This is a genomic window from Mucilaginibacter sp. (assembly GCF_028288225.1).
In the GTDB taxonomy this organism is placed as follows: Bacteria; Bacteroidota; Bacteroidia; order Sphingobacteriales; family Sphingobacteriaceae; genus Mucilaginibacter.
Genome location: NZ_JAQBOC010000066.1, coordinates 61,455 through 88,354, shown reverse-complemented (window position 1 = coordinate 88,354; position 26,900 = coordinate 61,455). Strand labels below are relative to the sequence as shown.

Annotated in this window: 25 protein-coding genes; 13 read left to right on the top strand and 12 right to left on the bottom strand. The window is 41.8% G+C overall.

The window, feature by feature from the left end; all coding sequences use genetic code 11:
* The first annotated feature begins 84 nt into the window (after nt 1-84).
* From JWQ54_RS20175 to JWQ54_RS20160, 4 genes are all read left to right on the top strand, one after another.
* Nucleotides 85-2,283, top strand: coding sequence for a right-handed parallel beta-helix repeat-containing protein (locus JWQ54_RS20175; RefSeq protein ID WP_299588571.1), 2,199 nt, complete (start codon nt 85-87; stop codon nt 2,281-2,283).
* Between the two features lie 209 nt (nt 2,284-2,492).
* Nucleotides 2,493-4,364 carry a M61 family metallopeptidase gene (locus tag JWQ54_RS20170; RefSeq protein WP_299588569.1) on the top strand — a complete coding sequence of 624 codons (1,872 nt, stop codon included), beginning with the start codon at nt 2,493-2,495 and terminating at the stop codon, nt 4,362-4,364.
* Between the two features lie 8 nt (nt 4,365-4,372).
* Entirely contained in the window at nt 4,373-5,671 is a 1,299-nt protein-coding gene (locus JWQ54_RS20165) for a M20/M25/M40 family metallo-hydrolase (RefSeq protein WP_299588566.1), read from the top strand.
* Between the two features lie 23 nt (nt 5,672-5,694).
* Complete coding sequence (locus JWQ54_RS20160) at nt 5,695-6,300, top strand: hypothetical protein (protein WP_299588563.1); 606 nt, start codon at nt 5,695-5,697, stop codon at nt 6,298-6,300.
* Nucleotides 6,301-6,383: 83 nt separating this feature from the next.
* On the opposite strand, the gene JWQ54_RS20155 is transcribed toward JWQ54_RS20160, so the two are convergent.
* From JWQ54_RS20155 to pdhA, 3 genes are all read right to left on the bottom strand, one after another.
* A complete protein-coding gene (locus JWQ54_RS20155) occupies nt 6,384-6,641 on the bottom strand; it encodes a hypothetical protein (RefSeq protein ID WP_299588560.1) in 258 nt (85 codons plus the stop codon).
* Nucleotides 6,642-6,744: 103 nt separating this feature from the next.
* Nucleotides 6,745-8,475: a pyruvate dehydrogenase complex dihydrolipoamide acetyltransferase gene (locus JWQ54_RS20150; protein ID WP_299588557.1), complete on the bottom strand. Its 1,731-nt coding sequence runs from the start codon at nt 8,473-8,475 to the stop codon at nt 6,745-6,747.
* Nucleotides 8,476-8,523: 48 nt separating this feature from the next.
* Nucleotides 8,524-9,519: a pyruvate dehydrogenase (acetyl-transferring) E1 component subunit alpha gene (gene pdhA / locus JWQ54_RS20145; protein WP_299588555.1), complete on the bottom strand. Its 996-nt coding sequence runs from the start codon at nt 9,517-9,519 to the stop codon at nt 8,524-8,526.
* Nucleotides 9,520-9,902: 383 nt separating this feature from the next.
* Between pdhA and JWQ54_RS20140 the strand changes: the two genes are divergently transcribed.
* Entirely contained in the window at nt 9,903-10,496 is a 594-nt protein-coding gene (locus tag JWQ54_RS20140; RefSeq protein WP_299588553.1) for an NlpC/P60 family protein, read from the top strand.
* Nucleotides 10,497-10,660: 164 nt separating this feature from the next.
* On the top strand, nt 10,661-11,809 hold the full coding sequence (locus tag JWQ54_RS20135) for a CapA family protein (protein WP_299588550.1): 1,149 nt from the start codon (nt 10,661-10,663) through the stop codon (nt 11,807-11,809).
* A 98-nt stretch (nt 11,810-11,907) separates the two neighbouring features.
* On the opposite strand, the gene JWQ54_RS20130 is transcribed toward JWQ54_RS20135, so the two are convergent.
* On the bottom strand, nt 11,908-12,093 hold the full coding sequence (locus JWQ54_RS20130; RefSeq protein WP_299588547.1) for a hypothetical protein: 186 nt from the start codon (nt 12,091-12,093) through the stop codon (nt 11,908-11,910).
* Nucleotides 12,094-12,184: 91 nt separating this feature from the next.
* Between JWQ54_RS20130 and JWQ54_RS20125 the strand changes: the two genes are divergently transcribed.
* The 7 genes from JWQ54_RS20125 (at nt 12,185) to JWQ54_RS20095 (ending at nt 17,332) form a co-directional block, all read left to right on the top strand.
* The gene (locus JWQ54_RS20125) at nt 12,185-13,123 is read left to right on the top strand and encodes an SPFH domain-containing protein (protein WP_299588544.1); all 939 of its coding nucleotides are present in this window, start codon (nt 12,185-12,187) and stop codon (nt 13,121-13,123) included.
* Between the two features lie 20 nt (nt 13,124-13,143).
* Entirely contained in the window at nt 13,144-13,686 is a 543-nt protein-coding gene (locus tag JWQ54_RS20120; protein ID WP_299588542.1) for a DUF922 domain-containing protein, read from the top strand.
* An 88-nt stretch (nt 13,687-13,774) separates the two neighbouring features.
* A complete protein-coding gene (locus JWQ54_RS20115; protein WP_299588540.1) occupies nt 13,775-14,305 on the top strand; it encodes an ATP-binding protein in 531 nt (176 codons plus the stop codon).
* 168 nt (nt 14,306-14,473) lie between these two features.
* On the top strand, nt 14,474-15,052 hold the full coding sequence (locus tag JWQ54_RS20110; protein WP_299588537.1) for a sigma-70 family RNA polymerase sigma factor: 579 nt from the start codon (nt 14,474-14,476) through the stop codon (nt 15,050-15,052).
* Nucleotides 15,049-15,612 carry a hypothetical protein gene (locus JWQ54_RS20105; RefSeq protein ID WP_299588535.1) on the top strand — a complete coding sequence of 188 codons (564 nt, stop codon included), beginning with the start codon at nt 15,049-15,051 and terminating at the stop codon, nt 15,610-15,612. Before JWQ54_RS20110 ends, JWQ54_RS20105 begins: the two co-directional genes overlap by 4 nt.
* Entirely contained in the window at nt 15,593-16,900 is a 1,308-nt protein-coding gene (locus tag JWQ54_RS20100; protein ID WP_299588532.1) for a hypothetical protein, read from the top strand. Before JWQ54_RS20105 ends, JWQ54_RS20100 begins: the two co-directional genes overlap by 20 nt.
* A gap of 213 nt (nt 16,901-17,113) precedes the next feature.
* Entirely contained in the window at nt 17,114-17,332 is a 219-nt protein-coding gene (locus tag JWQ54_RS20095) for a hypothetical protein (RefSeq protein ID WP_299588529.1), read from the top strand.
* Nucleotides 17,333-17,498: 166 nt separating this feature from the next.
* On the opposite strand, the gene JWQ54_RS20090 is transcribed toward JWQ54_RS20095, so the two are convergent.
* From JWQ54_RS20090 to JWQ54_RS20055, 8 genes are all read right to left on the bottom strand, one after another.
* Entirely contained in the window at nt 17,499-18,737 is a 1,239-nt protein-coding gene (locus tag JWQ54_RS20090; protein WP_299588527.1) for a DUF6596 domain-containing protein, read from the bottom strand.
* A 127-nt stretch (nt 18,738-18,864) separates the two neighbouring features.
* Nucleotides 18,865-19,206 (bottom strand): YciI family protein, encoded by a 342-nt coding sequence (locus JWQ54_RS20085; protein ID WP_299588524.1) that lies wholly within the window; start codon nt 19,204-19,206, stop codon nt 18,865-18,867.
* Between the two features lie 143 nt (nt 19,207-19,349).
* Nucleotides 19,350-20,537 carry a class I SAM-dependent rRNA methyltransferase gene (locus JWQ54_RS20080; protein ID WP_299588522.1) on the bottom strand — a complete coding sequence of 396 codons (1,188 nt, stop codon included), beginning with the start codon at nt 20,535-20,537 and terminating at the stop codon, nt 19,350-19,352.
* A 309-nt stretch (nt 20,538-20,846) separates the two neighbouring features.
* A complete protein-coding gene (locus JWQ54_RS20075) occupies nt 20,847-21,332 on the bottom strand; it encodes a hypothetical protein (RefSeq protein WP_299588521.1) in 486 nt (161 codons plus the stop codon).
* 10 nt (nt 21,333-21,342) lie between these two features.
* Nucleotides 21,343-22,218 carry a sugar phosphate isomerase/epimerase gene (locus JWQ54_RS20070; RefSeq protein WP_299588519.1) on the bottom strand — a complete coding sequence of 292 codons (876 nt, stop codon included), beginning with the start codon at nt 22,216-22,218 and terminating at the stop codon, nt 21,343-21,345.
* Nucleotides 22,219-22,244: 26 nt separating this feature from the next.
* Nucleotides 22,245-22,682: a hypothetical protein gene (locus tag JWQ54_RS20065; RefSeq protein ID WP_299588516.1), complete on the bottom strand. Its 438-nt coding sequence runs from the start codon at nt 22,680-22,682 to the stop codon at nt 22,245-22,247.
* A 132-nt stretch (nt 22,683-22,814) separates the two neighbouring features.
* A complete protein-coding gene (locus JWQ54_RS20060) occupies nt 22,815-24,512 on the bottom strand; it encodes a GMC family oxidoreductase (RefSeq protein WP_299588512.1) in 1,698 nt (565 codons plus the stop codon).
* 72 nt (nt 24,513-24,584) lie between these two features.
* The gene (locus JWQ54_RS20055; protein ID WP_299588509.1) at nt 24,585-26,744 is read right to left on the bottom strand and encodes a c-type cytochrome domain-containing protein; all 2,160 of its coding nucleotides are present in this window, start codon (nt 26,742-26,744) and stop codon (nt 24,585-24,587) included.
* Nucleotides 26,745-26,900: the final 156 nt, after the last annotated feature.

The following is a 26,900-nucleotide window of genomic DNA, read 5'->3' as shown; positions in this document are numbered from 1 at the left end:
GGAGCGTGGGCCAGGTAGTTTATTAAGTGGATTACCTTAAATTGTCCTGATTAAGCTAAATTGCCACAATTTATTATTTCAAGAATGAAAGACTTTTACATCAACTGTTCGCTTATTTTTCTATTTCTCGTCGTTTCAACGGCCGGATTCGCCCAGGCACAAGGCAAACCAATTTCTCTTTTCAAAGGGATAGTTATTAAACAGTCTGTAATTATTAAAAATAAGGTTTATCACTTTGAAGGCGCCGACTCCTTATCCGCAGCGCCAATTATTATTGAAGGTGACAATATAACAGTGGATTTTAACGGGGCGATTATTGAGGGCAGCATTGATTACGAAAACCCCGATAAATTCAAGGGGACGGGCATCATCATAAAAAACGGAAGAAATATAACGTTGAAAAACCTTATAGTGAAGGGATTTAAGGTGGGATTAATGGCCCGCGGAATAAAAGCTTTACATATAACCGAAGGCAATTTCAGCAATAATTTCAGACAACATTTAAACAGCACCCGCGACAGGGAAGATCTGGCCGACTGGCAGAGCTACCACCACAACGAAAAGGATGAATGGCTCCGTTATGGTGCAGGTATTTATTTGCGGGATTGCGATAATATTGAGATCTATAATAACACCATTACCGAAGGCCAGTGCGGGTTAATGATGACCAATTGTAATGATGGATTGATCTATAACAATGATTTTTCCTTTAATTCAGGACTTGGCATTGGCATGTACCGCAGCAGCAGAAACAGAGTAATGTACAATAAGCTGGACTGGAATGTACGCGGCTACAGCGATGGCGTTTACTATCGCGGTCAGGATTCGGCAGGGATTTTGGTGTTTGAGCAATGCAATAACAACACGTTTGCCTGGAATTCAGTAACCCATTCCGGCGATGGATTTTTCCTTTGGGCGGGGCAAACCACCATGGATACCGGCGATGGTGGCTGTAATGATAACCTGCTTTATGCTAATGATTTTTCTTACGCGCCTACCAATGGGGTTGAGCTTACTTTTAGTCGCAATAAGATAATTAATAATATCATCCACGACTGCTGGCATGGCATCTGGGCGGGCTTTAGTTACGATACCATTATTGCCAACAATGATTTTTCGGGCAATATGTCAACCATTGCTATTGAGCATGGTAAAGACAATATTATTACTCAGAATTCCCTTAATGGTGACAAAGTTGGTATTGAGCTATGGTCGAACCCTAAAATGGCTAAAAGTTATGGTTTTGTTCAGAAACGGGATACCCGGAGCATGAATTACACTATTAGCAATAACACCTTTACCAATGTTAAAAATGTTTTTAATATTAATAACACGAGCGATATCAGCATAGTTAATAATAAAATTACCGGTAGCATCATGCAGCAAAAGCTTGACTCGACCGTAAGCAATATTTATTTTGATAAAACAGGCGACCAGGTAAAACCTGTTACTGACAGCACCTGTTTCCCGAAACTGAAGGGAATGACAGCCGGGCAAAATGCAATGCTGCCCGCTAATCATCCCAAAGGAAGAAAATATATTATGATGACCCAGTGGGGACCATACAGTTTTAAATACCCCATGCTTTGGTTAACAAAAACTGATAGCACCGGTAAAATGTATTTTGACGTGATGGGTCCTGCAGGTAAATGGAAGATTATTAAAATTAAGGGAGCATCAAAACCTTCTGCATTGTCAGGTGAGTTCCCGGCTCAATTGGTTGTACAAAAAGGTACCGGCGCATTGGCAGATATTGATATTGAACTGGAATATAAAGGGGAAGCGGTTACTTCACCATTCGGTATAAAATATAAGGCAGGCAGTGCGTATCCGTTTCATTACCGTGAGTTTGAGATCCCGTATCAATGGCAAATGAAATGGTTTGCTTTTGATTCAACCAATGACCCCTTAAAGAACGAAGTACAATTTAAAAAGCTGATCAGTGGCACACCGGTTAAGGTTACGGAAGGGAAAGAAATAGGCAGCATTTTCGGAAAAGGATTTGGCAAAAACATCGCCAAAGAAAAAATAGCAACAATTTCAACCAGTGAAATTGATGTGCCTGATGGCGTGTACAGGGTAGGAATAAGCGCATCAGAAATTGTTAAGCTTTATATTGATGACAAATTAGTTATTGAAAACTGGGATCCTGCTAAGTTAAAATATGATGAGGATAATCATAAGGATGCTATTATTAAACTAAATGGCAAACATGTTATTCGCATTGAGCAGGCCCAATATGCCGATTATGGAATGTTGAATTTAAGTTTGATGAAGTTGTAAAGATGTTGTAGGGGCTTATCGCATAAGCCCTATTGAACTATTGCAGCTCGAATATCGGCGAGGGCTTATGCTATAAGCCCCTACGTCGTACCTCGTATATCCATAGCGGTCATAATCTAATCAACCCAATCTAACCTAATCAACCAATCAACTTTATTGCACAAGTTTTCCCATATTAATAGTAATTTCATCGCTGTTAATTTATATACATGAAGAAATTACTACTAATAGCGGGGATCTGTTTTATAACATCCGCATCAATTGCCCAGCAGGTTGTAAGGCCTATATTTTATTCCGTTTCGTTCCCTAATGCGGCCCATCACGAAGCAGAAATTGTAATGTTTGTTCCTCAGGCTCCCGATGGAAATTTTAAGGTGAGGATGAGCCGCTCATCAGCCGGCCGTTATGCCACTCACGAGTTTGGCAAAAACGTTTATAATGTTACAGCAACGGATGCGAAGGGAAAAATCCTCCCAATAAAACAAATTGAGGGCGATGTATATGAAGTTGGCTCACACCCCGAAACGGTTAAAATAAGCTATACTTTGTTTGCCAACCTTACCGACGGTACTTATGCAGGCATAGATCCCAGCCATGCCCACCTGAACATGCCGGCCGCCTTTATGTGGATCCCCGGTCTTGAAAAGCGCCCGATACAATTTGAGTTTAATGACCTTGATAAATACGGATGGCGGGTTGCCACCCAGCTAAAACACGAGAGTGGCAAAGTTTATAGCGCACCCGATATGCAATACATGATGGACAGCCCAACGGAGCTTTCTGACTATAAGATCAGCAGCTGGGATGTGGTGAACACGGATGGAAAAACTGAAAAGATAAACCTAACCGTGCACTCAGACGATAGCCAGGCCGTGATTGATAATTTTAGCAAGATGGTGCAAAAAATGGTACTCGAAGAAAAAGCGGTATATGGCGAACTGCCAACCTATGATTATGGCGAATATACTTTTTTGGATGATGTACACCCAACCGTATCGGGTGATGGCATGGAGCACCGCAACTCAACTTGTATTGTACAGCCGGCTCCTAAGGTTGAAGGAAATGAAGTTAACCTTCTGGGTACATTCTCGCATGAGTATTTCCATAGCTGGAATGTGAAGCGCATCCGCCCAAAATCACTGGAGCCGTTTAACTTTGAGCATGCCAATATGAGCAGCGAGCTTTGGTTTGCCGAAGGATTTACGCAATATTATGGCGAATTGCTGCTAATGCGCTCCGGCTTCCGGAATGTTGACGACTATACGGATGTTATTGCAGGCCTGGTTAACTCGGTGTTGAATAAACCAGCATCAAAAAAATATTCGGCGCCGCAAATGAGCCGTTACTCGGTATTTGCTGATGCCGGTGTTTCTATCGACCCAAATAACAACAACAATGTTTTCACCAGTTACTATTTTTATGGCGGTGCAATAGCCCTTGCGCTTGACCTGCGTTTGCGCAGCGATTTCAACCTGGCGCTGGATGACTATATGCGTACCGTTTGGCTTAACCGCGGCAAGGTGATGAAACCATATACCATTCCCGACCTGCAGGCCGACCTTGCCCAGGTAACAAAGAATCCCAAATTTGCTGCTGATTTTTTCAGCAAATTTATTTACGGGCTAGATAAAAACGATTACGAAGCACTGCTGGCAAAAGCAGGATTGATACTGCGCAAGGCCGATGCGGGTAAAGCATGGGCAGGGCCGCTTGCTGTTACGCAAAACCGCGGCCGCTCTGGCGTAGCCCGCACTACCGGAACTGTTGGCCTACCCATACAGGCAAGCACCGTACAGGGAACCCCGGTTTACAAAGCAGGACTGGATGCCGGTGATATTATTTTAAAAGCGGATGGAAAAGATGTTACTGATGCAAAATCATTTACTGATATCGTCGCAACAAAAAATATAGGCGATAAGCTGGTGGTTAACTATAAAAACCGTACCGGCGAGCATGAAACTACCATAATATTAGAAGAAAACCCGGCACTTGAAGTGGTTACCTATGAAAAGGCGGGTAAAGAGTTAACAAAAGAACAGCAAACATTCCGTAACAATTGGCTCTCATCAAAGGTCAAATAAAAACAAACATGAAAAAAACCATATTAGCATTAGCCTTATTGGCTGCAACCATCTCCAGCTTTGGGCAGGATGTAAATAAATTGATTAACCAGGACGAGGTAGCGCAGGTTATCAAAACTTTATCTGCAGATGATATGCAGGGCCGTGCAACGTTTACACCCGGCATTGAAAAAGCTGCACAATACATCGAGGGCCAGTACAAACAAGCCGGCCTGGTTCCTTTGGCAGGCAATAAGGATTTTCGTCAAAACTTTGCCATGACCCGCATTACTGCTGTTAAAACACTAGTAAATATTAATGGAAAGTTAATTCCGCAGGATAGCGTTTTTGCCAACACAAGCGCAACATCATTAAACTGGAGCAACAACAGCGAGGTGCAAATTGTTAAGCTAAGTGCGGATAAAAATTTCCGTACAGAATACATGAGCTATATAAAAAGCGGCAAGAAACTACTGATCCTCGTTGATCCGCAGTTTACCGCCATTTTTCAAAGCTTGAAAGGCCGCTCGGCAAAAGGAACGGTTACCAAGAATACCAATGACGACCAGGCGCTAGTTTTTGTGCTGGGCAATCACGATGATATAAAATCATTTGATGTAAGCTATACCGGCAAGTCGGAGCAGTTGCCGTTGTTTAATATAGCTGGCATGATCCCCGGTAAAACAAAACCTGACGAGTATGTAATATTTGGCGGGCATTATGATCACCTGGGGATAATTAAACCCGTAAAAGGCGATAGTATTGCCAATGGCGCCGATGATGATGCATCAGGTACCACCGCAGTTATCACGCTTGCCAAATACTATAAAAAACTAAATAACAATGCACGCACATTAATTTTTGTTGCATTTACTGCTGAAGAAATAGGCGAGTATGGCTCGCAGCATTTTGCGACAACTGTCGATCCTGACAAGGTAGTGGCGATGTTTAATATCGAGATGATAGGCAAGGCCTCAAAATTTGGCGAGAACTCGGCCTTTATTACCGGCTTTGAGCGGTCGGACTTTGGCACCATCCTGCAAAAGAACCTGGAAGGCACAGCCTTTAAATTTTATCCGGATCCATACCCGGAGCAAAACCTGTTTTACCGCAGCGACAATGCCTCATTGGCCGCAGTAGGCGTGCCGGCCCACACTATCTCAACTGATCAGATAGACATAGATAAGTTTTACCATACCGTTGGCGATGAACTGAGCACGTTGGATGTAGCAAATATCACATCAACTATCAGGGCTATTGCATTAAGCTCAAGAGGCATAGTTTCGGGTAAGGATACGCCTAAAAGGGTACCCAAACTTGAAAAATAATTACCTAACCTAAGCTTAAAGAAATGGATAACCAACCGCACCTGATACCCGCCGCAGCGGTAAAAGGCATTGCAAGCGGCTTGCTGATGATGGCCTTTTTTACCCTGATATGGGCGGGTATTGCGTACGGTGGTTTATATAACAGCATCCTGGTATGGACATTAATTGTGTTCCCTGTACTTGCTATAGCCTTTATAGTTAAGGGTATCTCACTATTCCGGATAGCCAAATATTTCCCAAAAGTTGAATCGGAAGAAGACAAGACCGAAGGGAAAAAGACGGGCATGTGGTTCGGGATAATTTTTGGCGCCGAGGGACTATTGATCTTTATAGCCATAAACATTGTAACCAACATCGGGCACCCCGAGTTAACCATCCCGGTGATTGCCCTGGTAGTAGGACTGCACTTTTACCCTATGGCCCGCGTATTTAAGCGTACAATTGATTACTATCTGGCTACCTGGAGCACTGTGATTGCCATTTTAGGTATTACATTCAGCTTAAATCATACATTATCCCAACCTAACGTTTTAGCTTTTATAGGTATCGGGCTTGCTGTGGCTACATCATGTTATGGTTTGTATATGATGCGTAGGGGGAAGGAATTACCAAGGCTGGGGGCTGCTTAAGATTCTCTTTTTTGAACCATGATCCGCTTGATTAAGGGATGGCTTGATTTAGATACACTTGCAGATAACGATGTAATTTTTTATCACGAATCACGGCCGGGTGTTTTTGTAAATAGCCAAATAAAAAAATGTCCAAATAACAGAGCTGCTGCCATTATAAAAAAGCCATTTCCCCCATAACTAACGGTCGTGGAACCCCCATATTTTCCATATAGTACACCTCCGGTGGTTTTACCGGTGTAGTTATAATAGATGCCCATCCCTACTAATAAAAGAAGTGTAAAGCGATAAATAAATACAAATTGCTTATAAGTTTTTCCTTTATAATCCTTATTAGTCATGGTAACAAATTAGTCTTTTTCAAACAAAAACAGCGACGAATCCTAAAACTCATCGCTGTTAAATATGCTAATTCCGAAATCGAAAATCCGACTTCCGAAATCCTTAAACAAGCATTCTTACCGGTTCTTCCAGCATTGATTTTAATGTTTGCAGAAATGCGGCACCTGTTGCGCCATCAACCACACGGTGGTCGCAGCTTAGGGTTACCTTCATTACATTGCCTGGTACTACTGCCCCGTTTTTAACAACCGGAACCTGTTGGATGCCACTAACGGCGAGGATACAGGCATTAGGTGTGTTTATAATAGCGGTAAACTCATCAACACCAAACATTCCAAGGTTTGATATGGTGAAAGTTGAGCCTTCCATTTCGTTTGGCTGTAGTTTTTTGGCTTTTGCTTTGCCGGCAAACTCTTTTACTTCAACACTGATGCGGCTTAATGATTTGCCATCGGCAAATTTTATAACCGGTACCAGTAAACCTTCATCAACGGCTACGGCAACACCAATGTGCACATGCTCATTAGTGCGGATCTTATCGCCCATGAATGATGAATTAATAGCCGGGTGTTGTTTTAAGGCAACAGCGCAGGCTTTTAATACAAAATCATTAAACGAGATCTTAACCGGGGCAACATCATTAATGCGGGTACGGGCTGCAATAGCCTGGTCCATGTCAATGCTCATGGTTACGTAGAAATGCGGCGCAGTGAACAAGCTTTCGCTTAAACGGCGGCTGATTGCCTTACGCATCTGGCTAACGTTCCTTTCCGTATATTTTTCTTCCCCTGTATATTCCGGCAGTGGCGCTGAAGGAGCGGCAGTAGCAGGTTGTGAAGGTGCAGCTTCTTTACTGCTGCTTTCCGCTGCTACTGTAGCTGGTTTAGCAGACCGAACATATTCTTCAACATCTTTCTTAATAATACGGCCGCCTTCGGCAGATCCTTTTACATCATTAAGGTTGATGCCTTTATCTTTTGCTATTTTTCGGGCAAGCGGTGATGCTTTAACCCGGCTGTCGTCTGTCGACGTAGCATCTGCGGCACTGTCTGACTCTGTTTCTTCAGCTTTAGCTTCCGCAGCAGGAGCCTCTTCAGCTTTTGCAGCAGGGGCAGCTTCATCGTCAGATAACAATGGTGTAATATCAGTTCCGGCTTTACCTACGATTGCAATAATACCATTCACAGGTGCCGCTTCGCCTTCTTTAGGGCCTATATATAATAAGGTGCCTGCTTCGTAGCCAACAACTTCCATAGTGGCTTTGTCAGTTTCTACATCAGCCAGTGAGTCGTCACTTTTTACAGTGTCGCCAACTTTAAAGTTCCATTTGTTTATAACACCTTCGGTCATGGTGTCGCTAAGGGCGGGCATGCGGATAACCGTTGCCGGGATAGTGCTTTTATCAACCTTAGGCTTGGTTTCAACAGCTTCAGCCGGTTTTTTATCTTCAGTTGCTTTTGGAGCTTTTGCTTTTCCGTTTTCGGCAGCTACTTCAGGTTTTTCAGAAACAGGTTCGGCTTTTTCAGCTTCAGTTGAAGCTTCTGCAGCAGGTGCTTCAGCTTTGCTTGCATCAATAGCAGCCTGGTAATCTTCGCCTTCGGCTCCTAAAACAGCAATCAGTGCATCAATCGGAACAGCCTGGCCTTCTTCAACACCGATGTAAAGTAAAGTGCCATCCTGGTACGATTCAAAATCCATTGTGGCTTTATCAGTTTCAATTTCGGCCAATACATCGCCCGATTTTACTTTATCACCAACTTTTTTATGCCATTTAGCCAATACCCCTTCGGTCATGGTATCGCTCATTTTAGGCATTCTAACTACTTCGGCCATATATTATTTGATTCAATAGTTCTTATAAATACAATTTAAATATAACGATTAGCTCATTATATAAGGGTAATCTTTTTGAACGTACACATCGGTATACAGTTCTGACGCTTCCGGCCATGGCGACTCTTCTGCAAACTTTACTGATTCATCTACCTCAGCCTTTATTTTAGCTTCAATCTCTTCAAACCATTTCTCATCAGCATAGCCTTCTGAAAGTATAGTATGCTTAGTAAGTTCCAAAGGATCTTTTGCCTTATATGATTCCAGTTCTTCTTTAGTGCGGTATTTTTGCGGATCAGACATGGAGTGGCCTTTATAACGATAGGTACGCATCTCAAGGAAGGTTGGCCCTTCTCCTGCACGCGCACGCTGAACAGCTTCGTCCATAGCTTTATGTACAGCAGCAGGGTCCATACCATCAACCGGTGATGAAGGGATGCCGTAAGGCAAGCCTAATTTATAGATATCGGTTTGTGCAGTTGTACGCTCTAATGAAGTACCCATAGCATAACCATTGTTTTCGCAAACAAATATTACAGGCAGCTTCCAAAGGGCCGCCATATTAAAGGTTTCAGTTAATGCACCCTGGCGCACGGCGCCATCACCCATGTAGGCTACGTTCACAAACTCGGTTCCCTTATATTTTTCGGCAAAGGCAATACCTGCACCCAAAGGTACCTGTCCGCCAACAATACCGTGACCACCATAAAAATGTTTTTCTTTATCAAACATGTGCATAGATCCACCTTTGCCTTTTGAGCATCCGGTAGCTTTTCCATACAGTTCGGCCATTATAGAATTAGAGGTAACACCTTTAGCAATGGCATGTGCATGATCGCGATAAGCGGTTATCATACTGTCTTCCTGTTTAAGTACAGACATTGCTCCGGCTAATACAGCTTCCTGGCCTATATATAAGTGGCAAAAACCCCTTATTTTTTGTTGTCCGTATAATTGTCCGGCTTTTTCTTCGAACTTTCGCATCAAAAGCATTGACTCGTACCACATCAGGTAAGTGTCCTTATTTATTTCGATTGAACTCATGTATTATTAAACGATCAATTATTATAAAGCGCAAATCTAATTATATCTATGAAATATAGAAACTGCAATGAGGGTGTTAAATGATGATTTTATCAAAAAGATGTGTAATATTTTCAATATCCTTGTTAATATTACCGTTAAAAAACAAAATGGAGGGTAAAACTAACGCCGTTTTTTCTTATTAGAAGAATTATATAAAATTCCGGAATTTGAAATTTTGCAAATAATTCCCCTGCTAATTAACAATTGCAGACAAATGTTGAAAAAAAATAGTCATTCTGTTGCAATTTTAAAAAATTTAAATAGTTTTGTAACCGACAATAGACAGGGTGTCCAATTTAATAAACAATTTGTTGGCCTAATACAACAAACTAATCGATTAAATGAAGAAAGTTACTATCGTTATTGCGTTATTTTTCAGCATATTAGCTGTTCAAGCTCAAACAAAAATCAGTCCAGGTCCAACGGACGACAAAAATCCTGACGATCAGGAATCATTAGCCAAAGATTATTTATCCCAGATAATGGGTGTTGCAATGTCGGCAACATCAAATATGAAACTTTTTCACTTTGTTTACGACTGGATTGGTACCCCGTACCGTTTTGGCGGAAGCTCAAGAAGAGGGATTGATTGTTCAGCATTTACAAAAGAATTATACAGCGAGGTATTCAACATGGATATCCAGCGCAGCTCACGCGATATTTTCAGCATGGTTAGCCCCGTTAGAAGGGACGACCTGAAAGAAGGGGACCTGGTTTTCTTTAAAATCCACAGCCGCCGCATCTCGCATGTAGGCATTTATTTAGGCAACAACAGATTTGCGCATGCGTCATCAAGAGGTGTCGCCATCAGCAGCCTTGACGATGCTTATTACCGCAGATATTTTTACCGTGGAGGCCGTATGCTGGAATCGTTTAAGGCCGAGCTGGAGAAACAAAGCACGGATAATAGCAGTACAAGTACAGACAACAACTAAAACTTTATTATAAACCTGATTAATCTAAGTCCTTTCCTGACCAGAAAGGATTTTTTTGTTTCATTATCGGCAATCATCCTGTAAATAAATAAAATTGTTTATGTTAGTTGTAACCATAAAGAGCAATTGCCCCATTGAATAATAAGCGCCACACAAAATTATCAGTGAATTTAGCAGGAAACTCCTTATTGCTTTGTATGGGTGTGATCCTGTTATTTTCTGCCTGTCAAAATCTGCAGGAATCGCAGCGGGCAGTATATCATGCTCCAATAAAAAAGCAGGCAGCTATAAAGCATGATACTGCACAGCTAAAACAAGATACCGCGCAGCAAGATTCATTGTGTATTGCTGCCGTTGGCGATATCATGCTGGGGACTTCCTATCCGGATAATAAAACCCTGCCTCCTGATAGTGCAAAGGGAAGCTTTAAAAATGTTTTGAATGATTTGCGCAGTGCGGATATACTTATGGGCAACCTGGAAGGCACATTGCTTGATACAGGCGCCCCGGCTAATTACAGGCTGCACCAGCTGAGCCGGCCATATCTTTTCAGGATGCCTGTAAGTTATGGCGGCATTTTAAAAGATGCCGGCTTTAATGTATTAAGCCTGGCAAATAATCACATAGGTGATTTTGATAATTCAGGCCGCACCAGTACCATGAAGGTGCTTGACAGCCTGGGGATTTATTATGGCGGGCAGGTAACACATCCCACATCAATTTTTAAAGTAAACGGTGTAACTTATGGGTTTTGTGCATTTGCACCTAACGGGTACACATTATCTATCCTCGATCTGAAAGGCGCAGGCAGGGTCATCCAAAACCTTAAAAAGCGGTGTGATGTAGTTATCGTGTCTTTCCACGGTGGTGGCGAGGGGATTGATTTTGAGCATGTGCCCTTTGAAATGGAAACGTATGTTAATGAAAAGCGTGGCGATGTAAATGCCTTTGCCCATGCTGCCATTGATGCCGGTGCCGACCTGGTTTTCGGGAACGGTCCCCATGTTTGCCGTGCCATGGAAGTATATAAAGAAAGGCTGATAGCCTATAGCTTGGGTAATTTTTGCACCTACAAAAGCGTGAGCGTTGCCGGTATTTGCGGCCTTGCCCCTATCCTTAAAGTGTACGTAAATAAACAGGGCGAATTTTTAAGCGGACGCATCATTTCGGCCACGCAGACCCATTACGACGGGATTAAGGTTGATACTTTAAACAAAGCCGCCATCCGCATAAAACAGCTAACAGAAGCGGATTTCCCGGAATCGGGGTTAAAGATTGGTGATAACGGGATGATTACATTAGTTAATCAATAGTATAAAACTTCCCCACCACCGCTATCCACCGGGCCAAAGACGCCTGGATTGGGATTTTGCATTCATCAGCGAAACCACTTAATCATTAAAATCAACGGTCACACCTCATCCTTAGTAGTGCGTACTAAACTAATGCCTGTAAAGAAAAACAGGATGGCAATAATGCCTATCACCACAAGAGTAGTTATTTGTCCGCTATGGTTAATTATTTCAACACCGGTGTAAATTAAGCCTATAATACCCAGTACGGTAAGTATAGCTCCGAAGGTTCGTTTTAAGTTCATGGCTGTAATGCTTTTTTGTTAAGCATTTCCTAAAAAACAAATAGCACACCAATAATTAATTATATATTTAGATTATTAAACTTTATTGATTATGACCCCTCAGATAGGCTTTTTAGTTGTTGCTTTTATTTTTCTGGTGATTTTGCTTTCTTCTTTTGTGTCTGTAAAACAAGGCACTATAGTAGTAATTACAGTGTTTGGCAAGTACCGCCGCATATTAACACCGGGCTTAAATTTCAAAATTCCATTTATCGAAAATATCTATTCAAAAATATCTATCCAAAACCGCTCGGTTGAGCTGGAGTTCCAGGCGGTAACTTTTGACCAGGCCAATGTATATTTTAAGGCGATGCTGTTATATTCGGTATTGGACCAGCAGGAAGAAACCATTAAAAACGTTGCCTTTAAGTTTGTTGACGAGCGGAACCTGATGCAGGCGCTTATCCGCACGGTTGAAGGCTCTATCCGTGCATTTGTTGCTACCAAAAGACAATCAGAGGTGCTGATATTAAGGCGCGACATTGTTGAGCATGTTAAAGAGCAGCTGGATGTGATATTAGAAGGCTGGGGTTATCATTTACAGGATCTGCAGCTGAATGACATCACTTTTGATGAAGTGATAATGAAATCAATGAGCCAGGTAGTGGCTTCAAATAACCTTAAGGCCGCTGCCGAAAATGAAGGTCAGGCGCTATTGATCACTAAAACAAAAGCCGCAGAAGCGGAAGGTAATGCTATTAAAATTTCGGCGGAGGCTGAGCGCCAGGCATCGCAATTGCGCGGGCAAGGTGTCGCTTTATTCCGCGAGGAAGTGGCAAAAGGTATGACTGTAGCTGCTAAGGAAATGAAGGAAGCTAACATGGATACCTCGGTAATATTATTTACCATGTGGACTGAATCCATAAAGCACTTTGCCGAGAACTCGCAGGGCAACGTAATTTTCCTTGATGGCTCAACCGAAGCCATGCAGCAAACCATGAAAGAGATGATGGCGTTAAACCAAATGCATGCTGTGCAAGTCAAAAAGTAAAATTTTACTTTTACCAGCTAATGAAATTTGGATTTGCGCGCTTGATTTGCCTTGCTGTGTTATGGCTTTTGGCTGTAAATAATGTTTCGGCCCAGGCTGTCCGCCAGCTAACTGCTAACGATTTTAAGGGCGTTCCGCATACGAATTTAAATACCGTTGCCTATACTAATTGCTCCATCAGCTTTCGGTACGAAGCACATCGGGAAAGAAACTACTACTTGCTGAACTTTGATATCCATCTTACGCTAAATGATTGTGTATCGTGGATGGATAAAAAGCGAATTACATCTGACGGAATGCTTGCCGAGGTTTTAAAACACGAACAGGGACACTATCTTATTGCTTACATGGAGCAGCAGGAACTGTTAAGAACCGTAGAAAAAACTGTTTTTTATGCCAATTATCAATCTGCTGCGCAAAATATTTTTAACCGGATTGATGCCAAGTACAAGCAATTGAACCTGGATTATGATGCAGATACGCAGCACATGCAAAACCGTACCCAGCAGCAAAGCTGGGATGCCTATTTTAAAAAACGGTTAGCCTATATGCCGCCGGAGTAATTAAATGCGGAGTGCGGAATGTTTATTGCGGAAATGATAATTAAATTAGTTTTTTTGTCGATTCTGAGCAGCGTAAAGAAAATCCGAAATGGAAAATCAAACATCCGAAATAATAAAAATAGCCGTAGTAGGTCCTGAGTCTACCGGAAAATCAACCATGTCGGCTTACCTGGCAGCTCATTATAATACCATTTGGGTGCCCGAATACGCACGGGGCTATTGCGAAAAGCTGACCGAACCGCCTACCTGGCAGGATGAGATCAATATGTTTTACGGGCAGGTAGCGCTTGAAGCGGAGCTTTTGCCAAAGGCAAACAAACTGCTTATTTGTGATACAACGTTTATCACGGTAAAGATCTGGAGCGAATACGTGTTTGGCAAATCGCCGCAGGAAGTACTGGATGAATTGCCCAAACACCCCTATGACCTTTACCTGCTGCTAAACATTGATCTTCCATGGGAAGAGGACCCGCTCCGTGATTTCCCCAATATGCGCGAACATTTTATGGAAGTATGGGAAAAAGAACTGCAGGAATTGAATGCCCGTTATGTAATAATATCTGGCATAGGGCCAGAAAGGTATGAAAGTGCGGTTGCGGCGGTAGAGGAATTTGTCTGAATCAGAATTTACAGAATTAATGAATTAGCAGAATTTGACGCGCATCTTGGAAATTCTAAAATTCTGTAAATTCTGACTCAGAAAATAATAATTCCGAAATCGAACATCCGAAATCTGAAATAAATTCCTCCTTCATGCAACGTTGTAAAAACCTTTGCGTCATATAACATGCAAGCTGATCAAAATTTGGAAGCCGTATATATTGACAAGCATTATAACCTGGTGGTTGAATGCAAACAAGGCAGTAAAAAAGCCTGTTATGAGCTGTACAAACTGTATTCTAAAGCAATGTTAAACGTTGCCTTTAGGATAGTGGGAAATATTGCCGAAGCTGAAGATGTTTTGCAGGAAGCTTTTGTTGATGCTTTTAGCAAGCTGAAGGATTTTAGACAGGAAACCACCTTTGGATTATGGCTTAAACAAATAGTAGTTAACCGCTCTATCAACCTGCTGCGCAAACGTAAGCTTGAACTGGTAGACCTGGAAGGCGAACAACTGGAAAATATTGCCGACGAAGAATTTGAGGATGAAGAAGAAACACAATACCAGGCGGCAAGGGTTAAAGAAGCAATGAAGGATTTACCTGATGGCTATAGGTTAGTGATCTCACTATACCTGCTTGAAGGGTATGACCACGAGGAAATAGGACAAATATTGAATATTTCGGAAAATACCTCGCGGACCCAGTTTTTGAGGGCAAAAAGGAAACTTCTGGAAATTTTAAAAAGAAAAGGGATAACATCATGAGCAAGCGATTAGAGGATTTTATGAAAATGAACAGGGAAGAGTTTGACGATCTTGAACCATCGGCAGATTTGTGGAGCAGGATTGAAAAACATTTACCACCACAGGAAAGCGAATTAAAAAAGCATGAAACAAAAACTTTTTCGCTTGGCTTTGTGCTAAGGGTAGCGGCAACAGTCATTGTAGTAATGGGGATAGGTTTTGCTGCATACCTGCACAACCAGGAAAAGAAACCGATTGACCTTGCTGCTATTAACCCGCTATATGCACAGCAACAAATTCAGTACGCTTCATTAATTGAAACAAAGCGTACCGAGCTAAAGGCAATTTCAAAAACCGACCCTGAGCTGTATAAAGAGTTTAGCGGCGAGATAGCTAAAATGGATTCAACATATAAAAAACTAAATAGCGATTTAGCCGGCAGTCCTAACCAGGAGCGTGTTTTACGGGCGATGATCCGGAACTTGCAGATTCAGACACAGGTGCTTAATCAGCAATTGAATGTTATTGAGCAGTTGAACAAATCAAAAAAAGAACAAAACAATGAGATCAAAAATATATAAACCGGCACTACTTGTAATAACTGCGCTGTTAGTTGTTAATAGTGCCGGCTTTGCACAAAAAAAATCTGCCTCAGCTAAAAAGAAGCCGGTTATTAGTATTACAACAAATTTTAATGATGAGGATTTCCAGGTAAAAATGGATGGCCTTGGCAAAAGTTTGGAGGCCGGAATGAAGGATTTTGGCAAAAACCTGTCTGCAACAATCAACAACATTACATCAAACATAAGCATTAATGTAAATGATTCTGATGACACTAAAGAAATTGATGTTGATCCAAAAATTGAGCTTAATCTGGGCAACCTGCTAAATAACCTTGATATTAATGTTTCTGATAATAATGAAGAAAATGAAAGCAGCAATCAAAGCTTAAAGGTAAAAAACTACAGTAAGAGTTACCCTCTTGATGCTAATGACAGGATAAAACTGAGCAACCAGTACGGTAAAATTACCGTTAACACCTGGGACAGGCGTGAAGTTAAGGTTGATATACAGATTAAAGCCGAAGCCAGGAATGACGACGATGCCCAGAAACTGATAAACGGTGTACATATAGGCGACAACAAAATTGGCGACCAGGTATCATTTAAAACTAATATATCGCGGGATGATGATGGTTTTTGGAGCCTCTTTAATTTTGGCGGAAGAAATAAAAAACAAAAACTCACCATAAATTATGTGGTTTACATGCCTGCCAAAACAGATCTGAATGTTGAGGCAAGCTATGGTTCAATTGAATTGCCTGACCTGGATGGGAAGGTGAAAATAAGCACATCTTATGGCAGCACTTCGGTACAAAGCTTATCAAACCCATCGAATGAGATTGAGGGAAGCTATGGCAGCTTAAAAGTTGGTTCGATGAATGGCGGAAGGCTTGATTTTTCGTACGGAAGCGTTGATATGGAAGAATGTAATAACCTAAAGGCCGATCTGAGCTACGGCTCATTTAAATTGGGTAAACTAAAGGGCATCGGCGAATTTGACCTATCATATGTAGGTGGCTTCAAAATAGGTGAAGCTGCAAGCTCGCTAAAAAGGCTGAATATAAATAGCTCCTATTCAGGTGCGGCCATAGGTGTTTCGCCAAACAGCAACTTTGAGTTTGATATTACAACAAGCTATGGTGGCTTCAACTACAATGATAACAACGTATTTATCACCAGCAAAAACCCGCCTGACGGCAGCAAGCATATAGGCACAACCCGTAATTATAAAGGCCATGTTGGTAAAGGCAACTCAGATGTAAGGGTAACTATTAATACCAGCTATGGCGGAGTGAACTTTGAATGATATGAACATTAATTTCACGAATTAAGACGAATTTTCACGAATTGGCGTTTCATTAGAGCCTTAAAAAGTTTTTAAATTCTCTAAGGCTCTAATGTTATTTATCCATTAAATAAATCTACTTGCATTAACTGTAAGTTTGTAGATATCAGTATATTGAAATTATTGATATGTAATTACTAATTCCGTAAATCTGTTATAAGTTAACATAAAATTATGGCAATAGCTCAGAAATCACATACGGAACTTAATGCAATACAGGTTAGCTTGCTCAGGCTATTTAATCGGCCAATGTCTGAAAAGAATACTTTAACCTTAAAAAGACTACTGGTTAACCATTTCTCTGACCTATTGAAAGAAGAAGTTACTGATGTTTTAGATAAAAAAGGATATACGCAAATGGACTTTGATGAAATGCTAAACAGCAATGATTGATGATTGCTGTTATTGATACTGGAAGTGCCGATTACCTGGTTACGAACGACAAGCATTTTAATCCATTAAAAACAATTGACTTCCCAAAGATTAATATTGTTACAATAGACGGGTTCAAGAATATCATTTTAGGAATTTAAAGAAGCTCGTTTTAATGGACTAAATCTTAATTTTTAGTCAATATCTTATTTATACTCTTCTCTATCGTCACCTTGTCCGTTTCTGATTTGGCCAGTTTCAACGCTGTTTTTAAATGTTCAACAGCTTTTTCATTATCAACACCGGTATACAAATAGCCCAGCAGGGAATAATACAAATGATTATCCACCAGCTTTAGTTTTTCAGCTTCAGCAATAGCTGCTGGTTTGCCGTTTGCTTTGGCAAGGGCGTAGGTTCGGTTTAATGCAGCCATTGGCGAATATTCAATTATAAGCAACTTGTTATACAGCTGCAAAATACCTTCCCATTTTTCAGCTGTATCGTTGCGACTGGTATGCCACCAGGCTATGCCGGCTTCAAGATGGTATTTTGATACCTCGTTACCTTCTGCGGCGGTATTTAAATAATATTTCCCTCTTTTTATCAGTTCATTATCCCAAAGGTTGGTATCCTGGTCATCATATAAAACCTGTTCGCCGTCCTGGTTTATCCTGGCGTCAAACCGAGATGCGTGGAAACACATTAAAGCTAACAGCGCATTTACCATGGGTTTATTTGTAGCCTCATTTGCAGTAAGCAAATAATTAAGACGCATGGCCTCAAGGCAAAGATCTTTCCGCAAACTTGTATTTTGCGAGAGAGAATAATAACCCTCGTTAAACAGCAGGTATAAGGTAGTCAACACGTTCTTCAATCTTTTATCAATCTCAGAACTTGCAGGGAAGGCTATTTTTACCTTCTCCTCCCGTAAAGTCCCCTTTGCCCTGCTCAGGCGTTTATTGATCGTTTCTTTATTGCTTAAAAAAGCATTTGCAATTTCCTCAATCCCAAAACCACATAGGATCCGCAGCGACAAGCCGATCTGTGCCTCGGCGGGAATGGATGGATGACAGATGGCAAACATCATTTGCAGCTGGCTGTCAATAATATTATTATCGGATAAGTCGATGTCTATCTCGTGTAATTCGGTATTATTATGTTGTACCTCTGCTATAATCTTTTCGGTAAACAGCTTATTGCGCCTTAAATAGTCTCTTGCCTTATTTTTTGCAACGGTATAAAGCCAGGCCACCGGGTTTTCGGGCAGGCCCTTTATGCTCCAGGTTTCTGATGCCAATAAAAAAGTATCGCTGGCAATATCTTCGGCAATTTCTATGTGCTCAAAACCAAATAGTTTACCCAGTACAGCCGTAATTTTACTAAACTCCGTTCTGAATAAATGCGGTATAAGTTCTTGTTGTTTCATAATAAAAAAAGCCTCTGCAATAATACAAAGGCTTAAGTAAAAAAGTTTAAATATCGAACCATGAACGCCGGATCCCGAACGCTGAAGTCATTTCGTTATTCATCATTCATGGTTCGATATTAATCATTTACATGGGGTTAATGTCCCTTACTTCTACGTTTCCACCAAATTCAAAAATCGGGCAGCCTTTTGCTATCTCAACAGCTTCATCGTACGATTCAACATTGATAATAGAATATCCGCCTATCAATTCTTTAATTTCGGTGTAAGGGCCATCAGTAACAACATTGTTTGGCCTAACTACCCTACCTTCAGAGCCTAAACGGTTTCCCTGGTTGGCTAATTTGTTTTGGGCAGCAATACCGCCGATCCAGTCCATCCATTTTTTGGTGACAGCCTGCATTTCTTCTGGTGAGCCAACTGGCTGGTTCTTGTAATCGTTTCTGTAAACGAGAAGGAAATCTTTCATGATACTTAGTTTTTTAATGTTTATACCCCAATGACGAATAATGTTTTAAGAACAGGACAAAGGATAGAAAATTATTTTATTGAAGTCTAAATTCTTACTTCTTATATCTTGATTCCTGATTCTTGACCTCTTGGTTCTGTCCCTCAAAACACCCTGCAAAGCAGCCCCTTCAAATACTCACCCTCAGGAAATGATGATCTTACTGGATGATCCTCAGGCTGGCAAAACTGGTGGATAAACTGAACCTGTTTACCGGCATCCAGCGCTGCCCAAGCCAGCACCTGTTTAAAGGTTTCCATATCCATAGCACCCGAACAGGAATAGGTTGCCAGTAAACCGCCCTTATTAAGCAATAGCATTCCTAAACGATTAAGGTCTTTATATGCACGTGATGCCTTATCCAATGCCGACCGCGATGGCGCATATTTAGGCGGATCGAGCACAATAATGTCGAACATTTCACCCTCGTCCCTGAATTTACGGAGCTGTTTATTTACATCAGATGGTATGGCGGTTACTTTAGTTGTATCAAACTTATTCAGCAGCACATTCTCTTTTAGGGTATCAATTGCCAATACCGAGCTATCGACTGTGGTAACCGCAGCAGCGCCACTTTGCAAGCTGTTTAATGTAAAGCCGCCGGTATAGCAAAAGCAATCCAGCACTTTTTTCCCTTTAGCGTATGCTGCCACAATTTTTCGGTTATCGCGCTGATCGCAATAAAAACCGGATTTTTGCCCTTCGGCTATGTTTATGTTATAAATAATCCCGTTTTCAATAACCTCAACTCTTTCAGGCGGGTGATTGCCGGCAAGTACAACATTTTGGGTTTGCAATCCTTCGTGGTTCCGGGATGATGCATCGCTTTTATCAAAAATGCTTTCCGGTTTTAGCAAACGCTGCAACTCATCAATAATACAAGGCATCATTTTTTCTATGCCTGATGTCAGCACCTGCACAGCCAGGTGATCGGCATATTTATCAACTATCAGGCCGGGCAGGTAATCAGACTCACTGAATATTAAGCGGCAGGTGTTGATTATTCCATCTGCCAGCAAACTACTGCGACCCTCTACTGCCACTGCTACTTTTTCTCTGAACCATTGCTCATTAACTTCAACAGCTTCATCCCACTCCAACAAACGCAATGCAACTCTCGATTGATCGTTATAAAAGCCATAGGCCATAAAAGCGCCTTTGGCATCTATCAGCTTTACAATATCGCCATTTGCGGGGTTCCCTTTTACCTTTTCAATGGCGCCCGAAAACACCCAGGGGTGGCGGTGTAAAACTGCTTTTTCTTTACCCTTCTTTAATATAACCTCAATCATGTGTGCAAAGGTAGAAAATCAGCTGGCAGTTTTGAGTGGGCAGTTGGCAGTAATTAAGGCGGAATCCCTTTAATAATCCCTGCTTAAGCTATGACCCGGAGGGTCCACCCCTTTGTAGAAACACCAGGTCCAATCTTTTTTGCCTCATTAGAGGCTACCCTTCATCCATCTGAAGATCTTGCGGGCTAAGGGTAGCCTCTAATGAGGCAATCTATTTGTTATTATATTTTTCTACAAAGGGGTAAACCCTCCGGGTCATTGTTGATTTTTATGCATAAAACCTCCTTTAAAAGTAAAGACGGGGTGATTTTACACGCCTTTCAATCCTTCCAGCTTCCTGATACTTTTATAACAAACGTAAAGCGGGATGATCCCGAAAACACCAAAGCAGCAATCAATCAACCGCCAGTAAACAGGGATATGGCGGATTGGGCCGGCAATAAATGCCAGCGGTAAAACCATTACACAGGCTATCATGCCAAACTGGATCACCCAAATGTTTTTTTCAGGATCGCGCAGCGGACCAATAAACGCGGTAGCAATTACTATATGCCCAAATGCCAGCCAGTCTGTTCCGTAAGCTAAATATGGATAGCGGGTATTGGTATCTTTAACCGCTGCATAAATAGTTTCTACCCAGTGCGCCATAAATGCCGGAAATATGGATGAATGATTAACCATAAAGGCGAGTTCGGTTTCAATAGGAAATGCTGTTACGCCGCTTAACACCAGGCCGACTATAAAGATCCACACCCAAATCCTGATTCGTTTGCGTAATCGTTGTTCTTCGTTCATGCGGGTAAAGCTACGTAAGTTTCAGCGTCTCTAAATAGGCAGCATTAATTGCAGCGCTTTGCAGAGGTGTTTCATTATAAAATCGGGATTGCTCAACAAAAAAGTATTCCATCCCATTATCTAAAACAGTTGAGAGCAGGTGTGGGTAGTTAATGATCCCGGTTCCAAGGTCACAGGCGGATTCATCTTCACTGCCTTTTGGAAGACGCACTTTCAGCACATCGCGCATATGGCACAAGCGAAAACGCGGGCTGTGCTTTTTTATATATGCTTCGGGGTCCTGTCCCTCGGTAACCGTGTAATAAAAATCCATCTGGAAATCTACCAGTTCTTTATCTGTACCGGCAAGCAATACATCAATAGGCAACTGTCCATCTACCGGTTTATAAGGATAATCATGCGGATGATAGGCGAAGCGCAGTCCGTTCTTTTTGCAGATGGTGCCATAACCGTTAAACTCATCGGCTATCCTTTTAAAGTTATCAATACTTTTTTGCGGACCCTTCCACGGGTAGGTCAAATATTTCATGCCAATCTCCACCGCTTCGGCCGCCAGTTTCTCAAAGCCTTCGTTGTTGCCTGCATAATGGGTTGATACTACATCTAAACCATTATCCTTTGCCAGCTTGCTGAACTCCTTATTGCTCATCCCCCAAAAAACACCCTTGTTGCCACCATAGCTTTCAATTTGGGTATAGCCCATTTTGCCTATTTGCTTTAAGGTTCCCGATGGATCCTTTTCCATATCTTCCTTTACCATGTATAGCTGGATGCCTAATGCAGGGAGCTTACGCGCAAATGGCGCGGCGAATAATCCGGTTTTTAATAATGGGATGGAAAGGGTTAACAGGCTTGTGTTTTTTAGAAATGATCTTCTATCTGTCATGGTTTGATTATAGGTATTAATTGAGTTTAGATATCGTGATTCATATCCTTTAATATATTCTTTAATAGTTCCCTGGCTTTGCTTTTTAACGTGATAATATGGATAAGGCCTGTAATTAAAAAAAAGGCGATAAAAAATGGGATGGGTTCGTAATCGCCCTCAGAAATTAAACTAATCATCATTCCTACGACAAGAAGCAGCGTCAGCAAAATATTATCATAATAATTTAATGTTATCGTAGTGCAATCATTAGATGTATTCAGTTCAAATTCCCCTCCATCGAGTTTTGTTGGACTATGACGCCATCTTAATTCCCAAGGATTAGTTTTAAACTTTACAATATTATCAGCAGCGCTAATGATATCGTACTTTTTATAATTTAGATGCAATTGAATATTTTGAAGTATGACACCTGGTTCCAGAATAGTCTTTTCAGAAACATGATAATTTAATCTAAATTTCATTCGCTGGTTTATCATATTTCTGTTTTTCTTTTTTCCTCTATAACCTCTGTGCTTTTTTAGCGCCCTCCGTGGTTAATTAACAACGGAGATACAGAAAAAACAGTAGAGTCCGCAGAGATTGAAAATTAAAATTTAACTCAAATTTCCCTTCTTCATCTCCTCTACCGCGTGATGCGCTGCCCTTGCAGCAAAAGCCATATATAAAATTGATGGGCTTTGATTGCCGGTGCTGGTCATGCAGGCGCCATCTGTTACAAACACGTTATTACACAAATGCAGCTGGTTCCATTTGTTTAGTAATGATGTTTTGGGATCGTTACCCATCCGGCAGCCGCCCATTTCGTGAATGTCAAGACCCGGAGCCTGTTTGGTATCTATCTTTTGAATGTCCCTTACGCCGGCTATTTCAAGCATTTCAGCACTTTGGGTTAAGAAGTCAGCAACCATTTTTTCATCGTTATCATCATAACCAACCGAGGTTATAAGCTGCGGAATTCCCCATGGATCTTTATGGCCGGCGCTCAAACGTACGTGGTTTTCTTCCTTCGGGATGGTTTCGCCCTGCATAAACATGCCTGCGCGCCATGGACCGGGTTCTGTTAGCAAATCTTTATAATCGCCGCCAATTCCATCATTTAGCCCATTCCTGAACTCCGGGCTCCGGTTTGAATATACAAAAGTGAGGTATCCGCCCAAAAAGTCGGTATCCTGCTTATGCAGGTTACGGTAGTTGGCAATGATGGGATTGGTTGGATTTCTACCGAAATAATATTTATCCTTCAGCCCATCATAAGTGCCATGTACGCTCGCCCGGTAATTTTGAAAGGCAAGATACTTGCCCAGCAAGCCATTATCATTGCCTAATCCGTTCGGAAAGCGGTGTGATTTTGAGTTGAGCAATATTAGGTTTGTATTTAAGCAAGCCGCGTTTAAAAATATCACTTTGGCATAATAGTCAACTTCCTGGTTGGTCAGTGCATCAATAATTTTTACGCCTACAGCCTTGCCTTTTTGTTCATCGTAAATAATGGAATGCACTACCGAATGTGGTCTGATGGTAAGGTTACCGGTCTTTTTTGCCCAGGGCAGGGTTGATGATACGGAGCTGAAATAACCACCAAACGGACAACCCCTTGTACAAAGGTCGCGCGCCTGGCATTGGCCACGACCCTGCTCCAGATGGATAGGCTCAGGCTTGGTTAGATGTGCCCAGCGGGTACGCACCATAAAACGGTCTTTATAATGCGCACTTATCTTCTTTTGGATCTCCTGCTCCACAGCGCTCATTTCAAAAGGCTCCAGGTATTCACCATCCGGCAAAGCTTCCAGCCCGTCTTTACCACCGCAGATCCCTGCAAATTTCTCAACATGGCTGTACCATGGGGCAATATCTTCATATCGTATGGGCCAGTCAACCGCGTAGCCATAGCGCTGCGGGGCGCTGAACTCAAAGTTGCTCCAACGCTGGCAGGCACGCCCCCAGGTAATTGATTTGCCGCCAACCTGGTATCCGCGGATCCAGTCGAAAGGCTTTTCCTGTATATAGGGATGCTCCTTATCTTTAACAAAAAAGTGCTGCGTGTCCTCGCCGAAGGCATAACATTTGCTGATCACGGGGTTTTCATCCAGCACAGCCTTTGGCTCCTGCATCCGGTGTGGGAAATCCCATGGGTTTTTGGTAGCCGTTGGATAATCCTTCAGGTGCTCAATATTGCGCCCACGCTCAAGCACGAGGGTTTTTACCCCAAGCTCACAAAGTTCCTTGGCAGCCCAGCCGCCGCTGATGCCAGAGCCTACCACAATGGCATCGTAAGTGTTTTTATTATCCATAAAACAATAATCTAAACGTCCTTGCGAGGAACGAAGCAATGACGCGATTTTTTATATTTGGTTTATTATCTTCTAATTTAAGAATATCTCATCCATAAACACCCATTCCGGTCCTTTTTTTACCGGATCCCACGATGGCAGTTTCTGAATATTTTTTGTTACGATCTTTAAGCAGGTAATTGGTTTGGCTATATTCAACTTACAATCAATGCCCATCGCCATAGCAGGATCATTCTTTTTTGCAGCGGGTGGTATAACATTACTTAATAATTTCATGTGATTTACATCCGCGCCGCCCCAAATCTCAATTCCAATTGGCAAAAAGATCTGGCTGCCTATATTTCGTAAACAATTTAAGGTGATGGTGTGCAGATCAACCGGTTTGGTAAATTGCATATAGATTACTATGTTTTTTTGAGCCGCTATCCATTTACTGTTGCCAAAATTTGTTCCGCCGAGATCCTTATCCACTAAGGACTTTGCACCATCTGCGCTGTATTTAGTATCTGGTGGCGCTATAAAACTAACGCTATCGGGCGTGTAGGTACTTTTAAATACGTTAAACTGCATCACATCACTGCTGAGCCAGCCGGCTTTGTAGGCTTTTACCTTTACGCCTGTATTCTGCGTTAGTTCAAGGCCGGGTTTATAAACGGGAGATTTTATGCTATCGGGATTGGTGCCATCGGTGGAGTATCGCAGCTCCACCCCCTTTATCGGGTGACTTAACTGTAATGGTATCGACTTAGCAAACACCAGCGTGGTATTCTTTAGCTGCGGATCGTTCAGCTTGATAGCTTTGCCATCATCCTTAAAGCTTTTAACAAATTCAATGTTTTTGTTATGGGCTTGCAGGTCTTTTATTTCGGCATCAGTTAAGCCGGTATTCCACAAGGTTATTTTTGTAAGGCTTTTTATGGAGCTGATCTGTTTAATTGCCGCAGCATTAAGCGGAGTACCTGCAAGCGAGATCATTTTTAAATATTTGAGCTTTGCAAGTTCTTTTAGGCTGCTGCCCGTAACATCGGTAAAGTTGAGGTTAAGCACATGCAGGTTTTCAAATTGGGCAATGGTTTTTAGTTCAGCATCCTTTACGGGCATCTTATCCAGGTCGAGCGAGATCACCTGCTTTTTTATCGGACTCAATTCTTCCAAAGCTTTAGGCTGATACGCACTTTTATTATAAATATTTACACCAAGCGCCGGCGACTCTTTTGCATACGAATAAATAACCCGGTAATTATTATTCAGCTTTTTAATAAGCTTATCATCAGCGGCAGCAAAATCATATTTCTCCTCTATTTCTTCAGCGGGTTTTAAGTAGGTTGACGCGATTAACCGTAATGAATCCTTTGCGGGCAAGTCAATAACCTTTTTCTTAAAATCCACATTTTCTTTTACCCACAGGTAAAGCAGGTTCATCTCATCAGGTGTTAGCTGTGGTTTGCCGGATGGGGGCATATGTTTTTTGTCTTCAGCGGGAAGGTGAATGCGCTTCAACAGCATACTGATTTGCGGTTGCCCGGGAACAATCAGCTTGCCATCTTTGCCGCCTTTTAAAATCGATTTTTCATTTATCAGCATCAGGCCGCCTTTTATTTTATCAGGATTGTGACAGCTGATACATTTGCTTTCAAATATGGGCTGGATAACATCCTTAAAAACCAGGGCTTTATCAACAGGGACTAATTTTTTTTCAGGATGCCAAACCGGGGCTAAAACAAAGTTGTTGCCATGGGTGAGATCAGCGCCAAAGTGGCCTGTAAATACCAGCGACAGCACCACAACAGTGGCTCCAAGCCTTGCTGCTTTTACATTGTACCACCCGGCGCTGCGACACCAGTAAATAACCGTCGACACAAAAACAACACCAGCGCCCAGCCATTTGTGCCATTGCAAAGTGCCGCCTTCATAGCCAGGTTCTTTGGATAAAAACAGGCCCATAATAGCTGTGAGTGCAGCGAAGATTGCTCCCGTTAACCACAGATACGTAGTGAAATCATGATATAGTTTTTCTGTGCTGAACCTTTCTCTGAAGCGAAAAAACTCCAGGACCATGGCCATTATCAGCACCACGATTGGAAAATGGAGGATGAGGGGGTGCAGCCTGCCAACCGGCTGCAGCCATTGCGGAATAACTATTCCCGAACCAAATAACAGGAAAAAGATGATAAAAATATTTAGGGCAAATAACAGGTTCTCGGCAAAGCCTTTGTGCTTGCTTTTTATCATCTATTCGGATAGTTTAATTTTTAGGTTTTTATTAATCTTCTATTTTTTGCAAACTTTAAGGCAGATTTTTAACACAGAGTTCGCAGAGAATACACAGAGAGAACGGAGTTTCTTAAGTTATTCTCCAATGCAAACTATATAAAACAATTTTAAATC